At 43.6% G+C, this 16171-nt stretch carries 16 protein-coding genes and 1 pseudogene; 10 read left to right on the top strand and 7 right to left on the bottom strand.

Features of this window, described 5'->3' with window-relative positions; all coding sequences use genetic code 11:
• The 10 genes and pseudogenes from ACM0OS_RS14695 to ACM0OS_RS14650 all read left to right on the top strand — a co-directional run.
• Window positions 1-249: pseudogene (locus tag ACM0OS_RS14695) on the top strand (hypothetical protein); the annotation flags it as partial.
• A 127-nt stretch (window positions 250-376) separates the two neighbouring features.
• Window positions 377-814, top strand: coding sequence for a DUF1257 domain-containing protein (locus tag ACM0OS_RS14690; RefSeq protein WP_414543928.1), 438 nt, complete (start codon window positions 377-379; stop codon window positions 812-814).
• Window positions 815-817: 3 nt separating this feature from the next.
• Complete coding sequence (locus ACM0OS_RS14685) at window positions 818-1267, top strand: DUF1257 domain-containing protein (protein ID WP_414543927.1); 450 nt, start codon at window positions 818-820, stop codon at window positions 1265-1267.
• A gap of 2 nt (window positions 1268-1269) precedes the next feature.
• The gene (locus tag ACM0OS_RS14680) at window positions 1270-1479 is read left to right on the top strand and encodes a DUF2997 domain-containing protein (RefSeq protein WP_414543926.1); all 210 of its coding nucleotides are present in this window, start codon (window positions 1270-1272) and stop codon (window positions 1477-1479) included.
• 37 nt (window positions 1480-1516) lie between these two features.
• On the top strand, window positions 1517-1777 hold the full coding sequence (locus tag ACM0OS_RS14675) for a hypothetical protein (RefSeq protein ID WP_414543925.1): 261 nt from the start codon (window positions 1517-1519) through the stop codon (window positions 1775-1777).
• Complete coding sequence (locus ACM0OS_RS14670) at window positions 1764-3383, top strand: AAA family ATPase (RefSeq protein ID WP_414543924.1); 1620 nt, start codon at window positions 1764-1766, stop codon at window positions 3381-3383. The genes ACM0OS_RS14675 and ACM0OS_RS14670 overlap by 14 nt, the downstream gene beginning before the upstream one ends.
• A 105-nt stretch (window positions 3384-3488) precedes the next feature.
• Window positions 3489-3665 carry a hypothetical protein gene (locus ACM0OS_RS14665; RefSeq protein ID WP_414543923.1) on the top strand — a complete coding sequence of 59 codons (177 nt, stop codon included), beginning with the start codon at window positions 3489-3491 and terminating at the stop codon, window positions 3663-3665.
• 15 nt (window positions 3666-3680) lie between these two features.
• Window positions 3681-3917: a hypothetical protein gene (locus ACM0OS_RS14660; protein ID WP_414543922.1), complete on the top strand. Its 237-nt coding sequence runs from the start codon at window positions 3681-3683 to the stop codon at window positions 3915-3917.
• Window positions 3918-3928: 11 nt separating this feature from the next.
• On the top strand, window positions 3929-4276 hold the full coding sequence (locus tag ACM0OS_RS14655) for a hypothetical protein (protein ID WP_414543921.1): 348 nt from the start codon (window positions 3929-3931) through the stop codon (window positions 4274-4276).
• Between the two features lie 154 nt (window positions 4277-4430).
• The gene (locus tag ACM0OS_RS14650) at window positions 4431-4979 is read left to right on the top strand and encodes a WGR domain-containing protein (protein WP_414543920.1); all 549 of its coding nucleotides are present in this window, start codon (window positions 4431-4433) and stop codon (window positions 4977-4979) included.
• Window positions 4980-4997: 18 nt separating this feature from the next.
• On the opposite strand, the gene ACM0OS_RS14645 is transcribed toward ACM0OS_RS14650, so the two are convergent.
• The 7 genes from ACM0OS_RS14645 to ACM0OS_RS14615 form a co-directional block, all read right to left on the bottom strand.
• Window positions 4998-5636: a Uma2 family endonuclease gene (locus ACM0OS_RS14645; RefSeq protein WP_414543919.1), complete on the bottom strand. Its 639-nt coding sequence runs from the start codon at window positions 5634-5636 to the stop codon at window positions 4998-5000.
• 92 nt (window positions 5637-5728) lie between these two features.
• Window positions 5729-8626: an NHLP bacteriocin export ABC transporter permease/ATPase subunit gene (locus ACM0OS_RS14640; protein WP_414543918.1), complete on the bottom strand. Its 2898-nt coding sequence runs from the start codon at window positions 8624-8626 to the stop codon at window positions 5729-5731.
• A 43-nt stretch (window positions 8627-8669) separates the two neighbouring features.
• Entirely contained in the window at window positions 8670-11000 is a 2331-nt protein-coding gene (locus ACM0OS_RS14635) for an NHLP family bacteriocin export ABC transporter peptidase/permease/ATPase subunit (RefSeq protein WP_414543917.1), read from the bottom strand.
• Window positions 10987-12432: an NHLP bacteriocin system secretion protein gene (locus ACM0OS_RS14630; RefSeq protein WP_414543916.1), complete on the bottom strand. Its 1446-nt coding sequence runs from the start codon at window positions 12430-12432 to the stop codon at window positions 10987-10989. Before ACM0OS_RS14630 ends, ACM0OS_RS14635 begins: the two co-directional genes overlap by 14 nt.
• 357 nt (window positions 12433-12789) lie before the next feature.
• Complete coding sequence (locus ACM0OS_RS14625; protein WP_414543915.1) at window positions 12790-13881, bottom strand: cyclic nucleotide-binding domain-containing protein; 1092 nt, start codon at window positions 13879-13881, stop codon at window positions 12790-12792.
• Window positions 13882-13964: 83 nt separating this feature from the next.
• Window positions 13965-15131 (bottom strand): DUF7005 family protein, encoded by a 1167-nt coding sequence (locus tag ACM0OS_RS14620; protein ID WP_414543914.1) that lies wholly within the window; start codon window positions 15129-15131, stop codon window positions 13965-13967.
• Between the two features lie 225 nt (window positions 15132-15356).
• Window positions 15357-16163: a MinD/ParA family ATP-binding protein gene (locus ACM0OS_RS14615; RefSeq protein WP_414543913.1), complete on the bottom strand. Its 807-nt coding sequence runs from the start codon at window positions 16161-16163 to the stop codon at window positions 15357-15359.
• Window positions 16164-16171 lie beyond the last annotated feature (8 nt).

The raw sequence follows: 16171 nt of genomic DNA, 5'->3' as shown, positions 1-16171 counted from the left end.
TTTTCTCAAATTGTTGCCACATCTCATCTTCAACTGCCTTGTCACCCGTTAAGGGAGCATCTAGACTCCATTGTCAACGAGCCAGCGATTACCCAGAAAAATTTAAGTTCAGAAGGGCGATCGCAACTCCAGACGAAAGTGGATGCAATCTACTCCAAGTTACTGGATGAGCAGCGAAATCTGCAAAAGCTGGCGAGTGGTGACGTTGGGTTAACTCAAGCCACTGTTAAGTCGTTCAAGTTCCGTTAGAAACGGTCAAGGGCGAAGGTGAACCGCCCTTGACTTAAATCACCAATACTCTGGTTAAAAGTGCGATATCCACATTAACACCTTGCAAAGAACATCGCACTACTAGCATTTCTCAAATTTTACAAATATGTCGCACTTTTCAAAAATCGCAGTCAAATTCAAAGACCAGTCGTGTTTGGTCGAAGCATTGCAGAGATTCGGCTTCTTTCCCATGCTTCACGACAAGCCAGTGAATCTGTACGGATGGCATGGAGATAAACGTCAAGAAGTAGCTCACATAGTTGTGCCAAGAAATCAAATCAGTCCCTCAAGTAATGACTTAGGTTTTTACAGGAACGGTACTGACTACGAATGTATCATTTCCGAATTTGACCAACGCCACGGGCAAGCGCAGAAAGGACTGGGGCTAGGGCCACAGTTTTTAACGAGATTGCAAGCACAATACATTAACTTGTACTTACCAAAACTTGCTACGCAAATCGGTGGTGAAGTAGTGGAAACCGTTACAAATGGTTCGGTCACTACTGTCCGTGTATCACTGCCAACTCAAGCATTAAGGAGATAATTTATGTCACATTTTACACAAGTTAGAACAAAGCTAACCAATCGTGATTGTTTAGTGCAAGCCTTAAAAGACTTAGAACTCCAGCCACAGTTCTACGAAACACCGCAGCCGTTAACGGGATTTTACGGGGATGTCGATGAGCAAAGTGCAGAAATCATTGTTAAGGGGAAAACAATTAAAGCCCGTGCAGACATTGGTTTTCGGTGGAATCAAAATAGCGGTGTGTATGATGTTATACACGATGAGTATGAAACAGAGCCTCGACTGGGTGAAAACTTCTTTAGCCACCAGCTAATGCAAACCTATGGCAAACGCATGGTATTAGCCAAAACTGAAGAATTACGCGAAAAGTTTGGCGAATGCACTATCAGCGAAGAAACCAAAGGATCAGTACAAACCCTACGGCTAACATTTGCCGGACACCAGGAAGTAAAACAGTACGCACGGAGATAAAAATGGAACGCTCAATACTGATACATTTCGATAGTCAAACTGGTCAAGTAAAGGTAGAAGCTGAGGGTTTTGAAGGGCTATCTTGCCTGGAAGCGACGCAGCCTTTTGAGGAGGCGTTGGGTGTTGTGGAGGGCAATCGCACTTTCAAAGACGAAGCCCAAACCCAACAATTAAGGGCTAATTCTAATCACCAAACACGATTACGCCAATAGGAAAGAGCAGGGGGAATCAAGAGTTCCCCCTACAGCAATGAATGAATTACCACAAGAATATCCGTTTATCCATATTTACGCACAGCAAAAATCACATCAACCCGTGATCATCAAGGGGAATGCTGAAGGGTTGTGTGTGCTGCTGAATACTATTGCCTCGGCGATCGCATATCCAGAGCAAGGCGGAGTAGCAGAGGTTTTTTGCGGCGATGCCGATTTTTATGAAGTGGTTGTTCAGATAGCAACTACCCACGAAGAACTATCTCCGTTACCGTATAAACAAAATGAACCTAAATAACATTTTCAGCACCCTGGATTCTCAAATCCCTATCGTTGCGTTAGAGGTGCTTGCCCCGGAAGAAGCCACCATCATCCAGTGGCTCACAACCCAGGCACAAGAGAAACTCGAAAGTCCGGTGTTCTTCTGGAATCTGGGAGTATCGAGTTTAGAGCAATGCCTGATTGCTGATGATGGTGGATTAGTATTTAAGCCAGTACCAGAGTACAAGCGTCCTGCCCACTCAGATCCGTTGTTGTACATCTTTGAGTACATCAACAATTTTGATGGTGTGGGTGTTTTCATCCTGGGTGATGTGCATCCCTTTGTGGGAAAGAACTCGCCGCAGTTATCCTGGGAAATCCTCACCAGAGTCAAAAACCTGTACCACCGGCTCAAACCCACAGAAAAACGTATTATCTTCCTGGGTCAAAACATTGAGTTGCATGAGTCTCTGGTGAGGCTAATTCCCTACGGTGAAGTACCACTGCCAACTGTAGAACAAGTCCAGGAGCATCTTGATTCCTATTTGCAGTATTTGAAGGAATCAGCCTCCGAACAGGAAGTTTCATTCCGAATCTTGCTGTCGGACGACAACAAAGAAACTCTTGCTAGGGCAGCTTTAGGGCTAACGCTGGAAGAAATCAGCGATTTTCTGAGGCTCACGGTCAAAGAGAGTTTGAGCAGCAATGGCATTACTATTGATGCCAGCGTTATTGCCAAGGTGGTCGAGTACAAAACCCGGCTGCTGTCTCAAATGGGCATCGAGTTGGGGAAACCTGCAACAATTCCCTTTGGGGGACTCGATAACTTGCGCGAGTGGTTGACTCGGCGGCGGCGACTGTTCACACAAGAAGCGCGATCGCTCTCGTTACCACGGCCTAAAGGTGTGCTACTAGCTGGCCCACCCGGAACGGGTAAGACCCATTGCGCTAAAAACATCGCTAATATTCTCAATTTACCACTACTCCAGCTTGATATTGCATCAATGTTGGGTTCACTGGTTGGGGAATCTGAAGGGAATGTCCGTAGGGCTTTGAAAACTGCCGAAGCGATCGCACCGTGTGTCCTATGGCTTGACGAAATCGAAAAAGCCTTATCAGGACAGGGTGATAGCTCTGGAGTTTCACAAAGAATCCTGGGCAATATCCTCACGTTTATGTCCGAATCACAATGTGGTGTATTCGTTGTGGCAACGTGCAACGACCCGTCAGCGTTACCAAGTGAACTCAAGAGGAAAGGCCGCTTTGACGAAAATTTTCTTGTCGATTTGCCGTCTGAACCTGAACGAGCGCAGATTCTGAGGATTCACCTGGAGCGATTCGGTATCAGCGTTGAGGATGAATATTTGGAGGCGATCGCAGCCAACACCGCAAAGTTTTCTGGGGCAGAATTAGAAACCCTTGCAGCCGAATCTGCACTACTGGCATTTGACGAAGGGCGACCGCAAAAAGTAACGCTTGGTGATTTAGAAGCGTGTCGGCAAACCATCACACCACTTGCTGTCCAAGATGCGGCGGCTGTCGAACGTATGCAGACGTGGGCGAAAACTGCCAGGGCTGCTTCTAGTGCTGTGTCGGTAAAGGCTGCTAAGTCGTTGAGAACTTCTCGTTTTAATTTGAATTGATTAAGGAATCGCCTTTGCAATTTAGCGGAGGCGATTGCTTGTTTTTTTTGGTTGCTGGAAACAACGCTACGCGAAAAACTAATGACAAATAATTAGAACAGTTTTATGCAACTCAGCCAAGACCGGATAGACAAAGATAACCCGCAATTCATTCCACAGATTGAGCATACACCTCAACAGATAGAAGCAGGAAATAAGCTGGTGGAAGTCCTGAAGAATCAAAATCTTACTGAATCTGATAAGAGAGATGCTTGTTGGGAATTATTAAATAGTAACACTTAACAAGGATGGTGAATAATGCAGGACAAACTACCTGCATTCACAAATGTTCAGTCGATTAGCACCAAAATAGCCACTTATAAGGTAGGTAACACAATTAAGTTTTGGAACGATAGCGAACGGTGCTGGACAAAAGGCGAAGTCATCCAAATAGTTGAATGCAGTGGCTTTTTTGTGAGTGTGTTGATAGCTTATCAAAGCCATAAAAAACAACGGCAAGTAAAAATTTTTCGGGAAGATTGGTTAGAAAAGTAGAGGCAAATCCTATGTCAGACTTAGTAACATATTACGGGCAAACCAACCGTATTGATAAATTGGTTGAAAAGTACGGAGCATATTTAGAAAAGTTAGATAGAGAAACGAAACTTTTACTTCGTATAACTTTGTCTACTTATGTTTTCATGCAGGAAGAACAAAACCCAACTGATTACTTAGTTACGACAGCATTGGAAAATGCGTTGTATGAGTTGGTGATTGCAGATTCTCTCCCACAAGATTTGTTTGATGTTTGTAATCAACTAGAAAGATTAACGATTAATGAAGCTGAAACTCTGCTAGAAGCATTGCAACATCAAATACGGTGGGGCAATGCCCAAGCTGTGGTGAATCATTAAGCAAGAAGGGTGTGGGGTGTGGGGTGTAGGGAAATAAGAAGATGTTGAACTCCAATAGCGCAACTAAAATTTTACTGTCTTCAGCACTACACCCTACACCCTAACCCCTACACCCTAGCTTTAGTGTTCACCTGTTAATTAAACTATCAAAATAATGGAAACATATCTCGTATTTGTAGATGCTGTTCGCAACAGTAACAAATTTTGGTCAGCGAAAGTCGAAGGTAATCAATTGACTGTCGAATGGGGCAGAGTTGGATATTCTTCTCAAACGAAAGTACATTCTTTAACAAGTAATCAACAGGCAATTTTCAAATATTATCAGTTGGTAGCTGAAAAGAAAGCTAAGGGCTATCAGGAAAGCCAATCTGAGATGGACGGTAGTCGCAATGTTTCTGAAATCAGACGTGCGATACGACTACTAGATATCATGCGCCCTTGCCTTGCAGTGAGAAATTTTCATGAGGGGTATATTGCTGCTCTCAATGAATATTTGCAAATCGTTCCGACACCCTTGGGAATGCAGATAGATCCTACCAGGGTTTACAGAACAGTTGAGGATATCGACCACCAGAAACAAATCCTTAACTCATTATTATCACCCATTTCTGCAACGGTTCCACAAACTACAGAAGTATCGAAACCTGAACCGCAAACCGTCAGTCTCAAGTCTCTGCCCAAGAGCTTCTGGCGGTATTCTTGAGGATTACTGCCAAGCTACTTAGTGGCTTGGTGGTAAGCTTCGTTTAAGATCACGGATAGCGGCACTGGTATTGCGCTCATAAGCAATTTCTACACAACGAGCAATCGCACTTAACAAATCAAAGTCAGGAAAATAGCGGCTGTGGGTTTGTAGTTTATAATCTTCACCTTGTAGTTGATGAATCAATAATTGCTGATTTCTAAATAACCAAACTTCAGGAATACGATATGGGAGATAATCTTTGACATCAGAATAACTGGTGACATCAATTTCGATCACTAAATCGGGAGGTGGGTCTTGTTGCCAATCGATACGCTTTTTCCCTGATACAGCTTGCCAGTTGTCGATATAAAAGCAATAATCTGGCTCAATACCGCTTTCTTGGGGTAAGCTCATGGTGACTGGTGTAAACGCATCATATTCTCGCTCATCGTGATCTAATAGCGCAGTCACAATGTTGGCCAGTAAATGGGCATCTCGACCGTGTACTGGTAATGGGGACATCAGCAATACTTCTCCACTACGGAATTTTATACGTGGAATTGACCCATCTCCCCGTTGTTCGCATAACTGCTGGTACTCTTGCCAAGTAGCAGGTAGGCGTACTACAGCACCAGGAGGTAATTGAGTCTTGTCTGGAGAAATAAGAGCAAACATGACTGACATCTCCTTTTTCGGCAGCATAGTGCAATGATAACGCTGTGAGGACTTAGCCGTGCTGAAAAACTTTATCCCTGGGATTGATATAACTACGCCATTTGCCGAGCCATTAACTGGGAAAACAGCCCCTCAACAGCAGCTAACTCCTGAAAAGTTCCTCGTTGTACAACCCGGCCTGCTTGAAGTACATAGATGCGATGAGCATTGCGGATTGTACTAAGTCGGTGAGCGATCGCTATTCTGGTAACTTGTAATTTATCTAAACTTTCACTAACAATTGCCTGGGTTCGGTTATCGAGCGCACTAGTAGCCTCATCGAATAACAAAATACGGGGTTTTAATGCCAAAGCACGAGCAATCAATAACCGCTGTCGTTGTCCTCCAGAAAGATTGCCACCCCCTTCATTAATCACTGTATGCATTTCCATTGGCATGGTTGCGATATCGTCAGCAAAGCCAGACATCCGTGCAGCTTCCCAGGCTTCATCTAGAGTAATTTGAGCGCCACCAGCAATATTATCGAAAATCGAAGCGGCTGTCAGTTGCCCACCTTGCAAAACCACACCCAACTGTCGGCGTACAGCGTCTACATCTAAACCAGATAAATCTTGACCATCGTAGTAAACAGTACCAGATTCAGGAGTTTCAAAGCCTAGTAGTAAGCGGAATATTGTCGATTTACCACTTCCAGATCCCCCAACAAAAGCAATAAATTCCCCAGGCTCCACAGAGATACTCACATCATCCAACGTCAGCGCTCCATCACTGCGGTAGCGAAATGTTACATGATCCACAACAATTCTGCCGACGAGCTTGCCTGGATCGGCTTTGCTGAGATCCACTTCCGGTATGGTTGCCAAAATTGGCTGGGTGCGTTGCCATTGAGGAACAACTTGTAAAACATCAGTAACTGTATTGCTTAGGTCTGTGGCTCCTCTAATAAAGTTGCCAAAGGCTGCGTTGAAAGCCAGGAAAGTACCAAGAGATAGTCCGATACCTCCTGAAGTCTGAGCTTCTTCAAACAAACTAATGGTAAACCAAAAAAGTATTCCAGAAGTCAGTGTGGGCATCAAGGTATTAAAAAGTGCCACAAAGTCTTCAACTTGCTGTGTACTGAGTTCAAGTTTGACTTGCCGAGAGTAGTTTTTACTCCAAGAAGCGAAGGCACGATCCTCAGCACCAGCAACATGCAGTTTAGAAATTCCGTTGATTAACTGTACAGTCTGTCCAAAAATATCTCCCTGCAATTCCAGCAGTGGACGCACCTTACGCAGGAGGAGTACACCAGAGAGGCTAGTAACAACGATCGCAACTACTGCAACAGCAACAGCAACTAAGGCTAATTTGAAGTTGTAGTAAAACAACTGTCCTAAGTAAAATAGTGCGAACAGACTGGTAATCAGATTTATTAGGGTTTTGCCGCTGAGTTGACGACGAATCGTAGTAATCGATGATACGCGAGATTGAAGGTCACCTGTTGTGTATTGACGAAAAAAGGATACAGGAAGATTAAGCAACCGATCCCACACACCTGCTTGAGTAGAAGCGTCAGAAGCCGTTTCCATTCGCAGAATAGCAAAACCTTGAGTTAGCTGAAATACAGCTGTCCCCAAAGCTGCAACTAGCAAGCCTAATCCAACTTGTAGCAATAGTCCCCTATCGCTATCTGGAATTGCGTTGTCCATGAGAATTGCAGTTGCTTGGGGTGTGAGCATACCTAGTAATGTTACGGTAATGCCAGTCAATAAAATAGCAAGCAGTTCTCTTCCTTGTCCTTTAAATGCGAACTGGAGTAAGTCTAAAGCTTTGAGTGCCTTATCGGGCAAAGACCGATAAAACATATAAGCAACAGGAGCCAGCGCTGCGGCTCTACTTTCATCTACTCTTAAGCGAGTCTGCTCAACTGGGTCAAATATTTCATAGCTAGTTGCAGATATCGGTAACAGTGCAACTGGTCGATTGTCCTGCTTGGTGTAGGCTACTAGAGGTCCAGAATCCTTTTCCCACCAATTATCCCGCAACAACACCCGCCGCATCCGAATGCGCGAAGCCCGGACAATTGCTTCCAAAGGTTCTTTAACCCGCTTCATATTCTCCGAGCGAGCAGGAGGGCAAATTTTCACCCCCGAAGCTTTTCCTACCGCACCAGCAGCAACTAACAAAGGTGTGCCTTCTAGGAAAAAGTCTCCGTCTTGATAATTTAGAGTCGATGCTAGCTCCCCTAAAGCCTCTGCTGTAACTTGGCGATTGAGACGTTGGCGATCGCGTAACCTTTGTAGTTCATCCTCCGTTTCTTGCTGATCTAAAAGGTCAATAGAGTATAAAAGTTGAGTATTAAACTGCGACAGCCCTAAAAGGAGAGTATCCGAATTACAGATTTCTGAAGTAGGTAGAGTGGTAAGTTGAACCCCATCCACAACTTCTAGCCAGATTTTATCGCTGAGGCAAAAAGTTCCTGCTGCGCTTGTCAAAGTCAAATCCTCAAACCCTAAAAAGCGGACAGTCCCTTCCTGAAGCTGTACCCAACAAACAACACCCGCTTCTGGCTGGAAAGTCTGACCAGCGTTCAAAGAAAATCTTGCCTGTTCAGAAGCCCTCACTTGAATTACTGGTGTGGCAAACTGGCATATACTACCAAGTTGCCCAAGCCAATTTTCTACCCAAGCGTTAGCAAAGCTCGCCGTAGGCATCGCTTTTGCATTTGCATTAGCTACTAATTCACTGAAACATTCCTGATGGAGTTGTAGTACTTCTGTTTCTCCAACTGGTACTGCTAAAATTTGGCGGTGCTGATTAGCCGTGCCAAAAAGAGCCTCCCCCACACTACAACTGCATAAATAACGGCGAGTACCTTCGAGAACACCATCTTTAACTGTGACAGCAAACAATGCGATCGCGCCAGACTGAATTACCCAAACTTTGTGAGGATCGTCCAGCAGTATCGGCTCATTGCCTGTAACTTGGTAAAGTTGCCCTTGTATCATCATAATTATTTTGTCAGTGGTTAGGAATTTTATCTCCCCTGCTCCCTTACCCTTCCTGCAAAGCTTCCCCTTCAGTGCAGATTAACCGCGAGTACACACCCTCAATTTCCCACAATTGTTTATGAGTACCTCTTTGCACTACCTTTCCGCGTTCCAGGACGATGATTTCATCACAGTCCCGAATCGTACTTAATCGGTGTGCGACAATAATGCAAGTACATCCCCGTCGCCGCAAATTCTCGTCAATGTTTTTTTCCGTCTCTACATCTAGGGCGCTGGTAGCTTCATCCATGACAAGTATTGAAGGGTTATTCACAAATGCACGGGCAATTTCTAATCTTTGTCGTTGACCTCCACTTAAATTAGCAGCCCCTTCTATCAGTTCTGCGTCGTATCCTCCAGACATTGAGAGAATCACATCATCAATAGCAGCATCTTTACAAGCACGGATCAAATTTTTATCTGCGATCGTGGCATCCCAGAGGGTCAAGTTTTCCCTAACAGTGCCACTAAATAGCAAGATATCTTGCTCCACCATTGCAACAGAATTAGTGAGTAATTCATGGGGAATTTGCTCTCTGGGTTTACCATCAAAGAGAATTTCTCCTGTGCAAGGTTCGTAAAGCCCACTAATAATTTTGGCAACGGTAGACTTACCAGAACCGCTTCCACCTACCAAGGCTACTCGCTGTCCAGGTTTTATTGACAGGTTAAAGTTTTCAATTAAGGGAGGTTCAAGGGGACTATAGCCAAATGAAATGTTCCGCAACTCAACATACCCCTGTAATCTGGGCAGAAGAGATGAGGAAGAATTTACTTCCCCTGCTCCCCTGCCCACGCCAGTTGCTACAACGGAGGGAACCTCCGCAACGCACTGGCTCCCATGCCCCTCTGCTCCCCGTCTTCTCTTTTCCAATTGCGGATCTGTCGGGTTGTCTAGGACATCATCCAGACGAATCAAGTTACCCTCAAGTTCTTGTAAGGAACTGCCGAAGTTGACGAGATTGTTCACAGGTTCCTCGAAACTCTGCATTAAACCTTGAAAAGCTATGAGCATTCCAATACTGAGGTGTCCATCCATTACTCGTAAACCACCTACAACTAACAGAAGCATCGAAGAAAGAGCAGATAAGAGGGTAGGCAATACTGAAAATGTTTGATTTGTTACGCCCAATTCTTGCTGAGAATTGAGAGCTTTAGTGTAGTAACCTGACCACCGAGAAAAAAAATCTGACTCTAATCCTGATGCTTTGAGGGTTTCTATACTTTGGAGAGCAGCGATCGCTGCGCCAGCAGCTTTACCATATTCTTGTATCAATCGCTGATTAGCATCTACGCGCTGTCGAGAAATCCACTGTAAAGTTAAGACGTTAATAGCAGCAAAACTAACTACCACCAAGGTCAGTACCCAATCATACTGAAACATGATCAGCGCGTAAAAAATCACCATCACCGCATCAATGACAGTAGTCGCCAAACTTCCTGAAAGGACATCAGCAACTTGGTCGTTGAGACTGGTACGGTTACTGATTTCTCCGGCAAAGCGTTGGGCGTAAAAGCTAACAGGTAAACGCAGAATATGCCAGAGAAAGCGGCTTGACATCCCGACAGCCAACTTAATCTTCAAGCGACGCAGATATCGTAACCGTAGTAGCGTTAGCCACCCCTGGAGTCCGGCTGTGATCGCCATTGCCAAAATCAGGGGACGCAACCAGTGTTGCCGTTGTTCAACCAAAATCTCGTCTACAAAAATCTGGCTAAATACAGGTATCGCCAGCCCAATGATAGTCAAGAAAAATCCCGCTATTAGGCAATAAACTAAAGCACCAGCAGAACCTTGCAATCGTTTCCACAACGATGAGATCATGCTGGGTTTACGGCCACCTTTCGTAAATTCTGCGCTTGGTTCCATCACCAGCACCACTCCAGTATACCCCTCGTCAAACTCTTGTAAAGACAGATGACGCGGGCCAGTAGCGGGGTCATTAAGATAAACACGAGACGAGCTAAATCCCTCCACTACTAGAAAATGATTGAAGTTCCAAAACACAATATGAGGAGGGCGCAGGTCTTGCAGTTGCTTTAGTTCCTTTTTGAAGCCTTTTGCTTGGAGTCCGTAGCTTTTGGCAGCCTTGAGCATGTTAGAGGCCTTACTACCATCACGAGAAACACCACACGCTCGACGCAGTTCTGGCAAGGGTACAATCCGACCATAGTAACCTAAAATAATTCCTAAAGCAGCAGCACCACATTCCACAGCCTCCATTTGCAGGAGCGTTGGAGTCTTGACGCGCCCCTTGCTTCTGCTTTGCAGCAGTTTTTGTAAGGGCTGCAAAGGATTAATCGGTTTTACTAAAGTTGGATTAGTTGATACCACTGAAAGACCTCAGAATAGGTAAAACATACGTGAGGGGAGCGCGTTCTTCTACCTTGACTCGAACCACAGTAGTAGTTCCAGAGGAAATTTTTAGTTGTGGTCCTATAGAAGAAGACCATTTGTAACCGCTAAAAGTAGAGGAATCTGGCTCTAAGTCAGCAAATACTTGCATTACTCCTTCTTGTTTTTGAGACATTAAACCTGCTACTACTTCTGGATTACCCACCAAATTAATAGCTCCTTCCTTGGTGATGGGAAATGGTGAAACACTGGTAATAGTTCCTACCATGCCACCAAAGCGCTCTCGTTTAACGATTTGAGGAGTAATTTGAACTGTCATCCCTGATTGAATTTTTTTCCCCTCTGCAATGGGGAAATACGTTATGCTCACCAGTTTGCTAGATGAATTCTCTTCATCTATACTTCCTAACCGGGTCCCTGCATTAACAACTTGTCCAGGCGTAACAGTAATTTCTAAAATGCGTCCATTATGTTGGCTAACAATCTGGCTGTTAGTCCCTAGTTGCAATTCGAGTTTAGCAATCTCCCGCTTGATTTCTTGAATCTCATTTTTTCGGATAGTTGTAGTTTGCAAGTCTTCTTGAGCTAGACTAGCTACCTTACTGTTCTGTTCTTGCAACTGAGCTTGGATATTTTTGATTTCATTCAGATTTGAGAGGTATTGTTGTTGTGCATCTGCTTCCTTAAGATCTAATTGCTTCAAGTGAGATTCAGCTTCATCAATACTGGCACGGGCATTGTCGTATTGCTGCTGTGCTTCTAACACCACATCATCAGGAATCGCTCCCGCTTGCAACAATCTCTGACGGTTTTCTAGCCTCTTTTGATAAGTAGGAAGCAGCTCTTGGAGTATCTGCAAGCGTCGCTCTAAATTGACGCGATCGCGTTCTATTGATACAAGTCCTTTTTCTTTTAGCACAGGTGTCAAATCCTGCATAATCTTGAGCCTTTGCTGAAGAGTGAGGCGTTGTTCTTCAATTGCTTTTGTGTCCAGCTGCTGACGCTGAATTTGGATCAAGCTAGAATTGTGGTCCTGTTCTTTTAGTTGGGCTAATTTGGCTTGCGCTAATTGTAATTGCTTACGCAGATCAACTTGGTCAATGGTTGCTAACACTTGCCCCTTTTTAACAACATCCCCAACTTTGATATTCAGAGCAAGCAACTGCCCTGAACTCATTGATTGCAGAGGTACAACTCTGCTTGGGTAAATCATTACCCCTCGACCTTCAACGGTGATGGGGATGCGTCCGTAGATACTCCAGACAAGGCCTACTCCCACTAGCGAACCCAAAGCAACTAAAGGTAGCCAACTTTTAGGACTGACCACCTGCATCAGCTGGTCTAGTCTTTCAGGAGAAGATAATCGTTCGAGTGATTCTTTGCGGAATAAGTTACTTTTTTGATCTAACATTTACCTTCACTTTAATAATTTATAAATATTATTTTTAACTTATTTGGTAAAAACCCTCTTTATTTTTATCTCTACTCTCTCTGCGTCTTGGCAATTTGTTTAAAAAAAATATTTTAGTGTTGCTGAATGATATTTAAAAATATCACGCAGAGTCGCAGAGGCAGAGAAGATTTATGGTTTGGTATTATTAGAGTAGATTAAGATATATTTGAATACAATACAAAAATTTTATGTGAAACTATTATTATTTTCTGTTTCTCGTTCTAAATTTGCAGCTTGAGCGAGACTGGCGGCAGAAATGATTGCTAAAATCGCTTCCAGCCGCCATTGATTTAAAACTAGGCAGTACAGAGAAATTTAACTTATTCTTAACCGTTCCTGCATCCATTCAAATCTTTTTCCAGCCAACGCCATACGATCCAAAGCACTGGAATCTAGTTCATCTTCATATTCAATATTTTCATCCAGTGGCTGACCTTGACTATAAATGCGTCTACTATAACCAAGGCGACTGAGCATTCCTTGAAATTTATTAGAAAGTAAAGTGGCAATCACTTGATAAAAACGAGATGCAAATCCGATATCTTGCTGCAACTTTGCCGCTACTTGCTGTCGTGAAATAGACAAAACTATTGATTCTTCAATAGCCTTAATAGTTGCAGCAGGTAAGCGACTATCAATAAAGGGTGTTTCTCCCATGATTTCACCTCTCGATAATTTTGCTATCTCTCGATTTTTCACTTCGCTGTCCTCTATAGCAGCAAAAGCACGAGCTAAAGGATTGCGCTCATCATCGGAAACAGAGAGTGACATGATTCCAGTTAGTAGGATATACAGTGCATCCACAGGCCCTTGTTGATGAATGAGTACGGTATTAGCAGCAATTCTGTGCTGAGTTCCACAAGCCATCATCCAATCGATGTCACTATCATGCAATTTTCCTAATACAAACAACACATCCTTTAGTGGTTGCCCTTGCGCTATATTACTACGACCAAGTTGATTGATGATGCTTTGTATTCTATCTGAGAGCATAATGGCGATCACTCGATAAAAGCGCGATGCAAAACCAACATCTTGCTGCAACTTTGCTGCTAATTCTTGTTGAGGAATTGACAAAACCAATGACTTTTCTACAGCCTTAACGGTTGTAGTTGTAAGGCGAGTACTAATAAAGGGGACATCTCCGACTACCTCGCCACTAGATAATCTTGCAATTTCTCGACTGGGATTTTCAATACCTTCTATGGCTGCAAACGCACGAGTTAGAGGATTGTTATCAGGTTCAGCAGCAGTAACTGTTAAAATCCCATCTAGTAGGATATGTAAGTAATTAACAGCCCCTTCTTGAATGAGTACAGTGCCGGGCGCTATTTTTCTTTGATGACCTATAGTAATTATCCAATCAATGTCACTGTTAGTTAATTCTTTAAGTAGGACTTCTGTCATAGCTTAATTACCCTACGTTTTGTGAATGGAAAGTTGAAGAAAAACGAACCGCCAAGGTGCAGAGATCGCAGAGGAATGAGATTTTATACAGTAAGTACTGTCTGCAATTTATCCAACGTTTGTTGGATACGAAATCTTGCTTCTTGAGAAGCTAATTCTTCTAATGTTAAATGAGTTAAGCTCATCAACATTAGTAGTTGGGTATTAGCGTCTGTTAAATTTTCTGGGTAGTCAGCGTGAAAGCGCTGCAAATTTTCCGCGGCTGCCTTCACCAATACCTGTAGAATCTTAAAAGCTCCATCAGAAAGTGGAGGTTGACCCCGGTAGTTTTGCAATCTACCTCCTTCTCGATAATTAGGAAATGATTCTAACCCTAGAAAACGTAAGCACCAATCGGCTCGATAAAAGCCTGTAGCAGCTAAAATGCCTATGTAGTCTGCAATTAGCTCGTCGAAGATATTGTTCCGCATGGAGTTAAATAAACGACGTGTGAAATAGTGCGTACATTCATGTTCCAGTCGAATTGCTAGGGATAGGCTCTGCCATTGGGATTCTTCAAGTTCCATGTCGCTGGCTGAAATGTTGCTATAAGAACCGCCACTCAAAATAATGAATTTATCCTGATAAAGCTCTTTTTTCGGGATTAATCGCTGAAATTCTTCTTGCCAACTACTTTGGCAGCGATTAGCAAAACTTTCAGCTTCCCATTTTTGACGGTACTGACGAATCCTTTCCCAGTTATTAAATCCGCTAACTATACAGGCTCCCATAGATGCAGGGACTGGGTGGGGTTCATTTCGCTTTGTTAGAGCTTGTACTAGAGAAACAAAGTCGTCTCGGTTCTCAGTTAATAATACTGGAATGGTTCCAGCCAGGCTTTGATGTAGTATTAATTGAAGTTTCTGAGGTTGCTGTAAGACTAAACCAGTCGCCTCTGTCATCCCATTCACTGCAACACCTCTGCGAGTAGCAGCTTGATAAGCCTCAGTTTGGCTGATACCCTCAACTACAGGAAATCTCAACTGAACCAGTACCCGCTTTAGTGCTTCAAATGTCCCTACAACTTTTGCAGCTACAGCGTATTCTTCCCAAGCAGCCACATGAGCTTCTGGGGGAAGAGGAAACTTGGTATCGGTTAATGTGTTGTGGTTAAAAACGTTTTGATTGTATACCAATAGTTCCTCCGCCTGTGCAGTAGTGGCTCCAAAGTCGGCGAGGACATGAGAACGGAATGATTGTTGTTCAATCATAAGCCTCTATAAATATAGATGGAAGGGGGAAAATAATAATTCCGGCATTGCTGATTAATGGGATGATTTTTATCTCACGCATTCAGCATTCGCCCCTGGCGTTGCCATTCTCGAAGAGTAAGCGCATTCGCCGTCAGGCGTTCCCGCAGGATATGCACAAAGGGTAAGAGTTGTCAAAGTTGAATTTTAACGATTTCATCCCGCACTTATGCAATGCCATAGTTTCTAACTCCTGACTCCTATCTCCTGTTTCTCGACGACATTAGCAATCTGCTCAGTCATCTGTTTGATTGTTTGAGTGATGGGATGCTGAGGATAATGCAGAGAGAAAACACCATTGCTTGCTAACTGCACCACCTCTTCTGAGAGGGGCAAAATTCCAGCCACTGAGACGTTGTAGATTTTCTCTACCTGTTGTTGCAAGTCCTGAAAATTCAAGCTTGGTAAAGCCTTATTAATTACCAACAACATTTTTGGCACTCTTAGTTTGCGAGCTACATCTACTGTTACCGCAGTACCTTGGAAGTCTTGATTATCTGGACGGAGGAGAATCACCAAAACATTAGAAATACCGATGGAAAGTAAGGTTTCTTCATTCAAGCCAGGGTGTGTGTCAATTAGTAGGTAATCCAGTTTCAGAGTGCGGATAAGTTCTTGAAAACCATCGTTAAGGCGGACTACATCGTACCCCTCACGTAGAATTCTGGCGATTTCAGCCGCTTTAATGCTAGAAGGAACTAAATAAAGACTACCTTTGACTGTACCTGTATTTCCCTGGTCTGCAATTAGAGCTTCAGTAACATCGTAAGCAGCATCTTGAATATTACAACGACCCCATAAGTAGTCATTAAGAGCGAGTTGCATTCTATTCTCGTTAAGCCCGAAAATAACGTGAATTCCAGGCGATTGAATGTCAGTATCGATAATACCTACACGTTGCCCCCCAAGCGCCATAGTAGATGCTATATTGGCAATCAAGTTTGATTTACCAGTGCCGCCACGAAATGAATGAACTGCAATAATTTGTGCCATAAAGTTAC

This window comes from Nostoc sp. CCY0012 (assembly GCF_963920855.1).
Lineage (GTDB): Bacteria > Cyanobacteriota > Cyanobacteriia > Cyanobacteriales > Nostocaceae > Cyanocohniella.
Note: the sequence above shows the minus strand (reverse complement) of the source record. Positions and strands in the feature narration are given on the sequence as shown.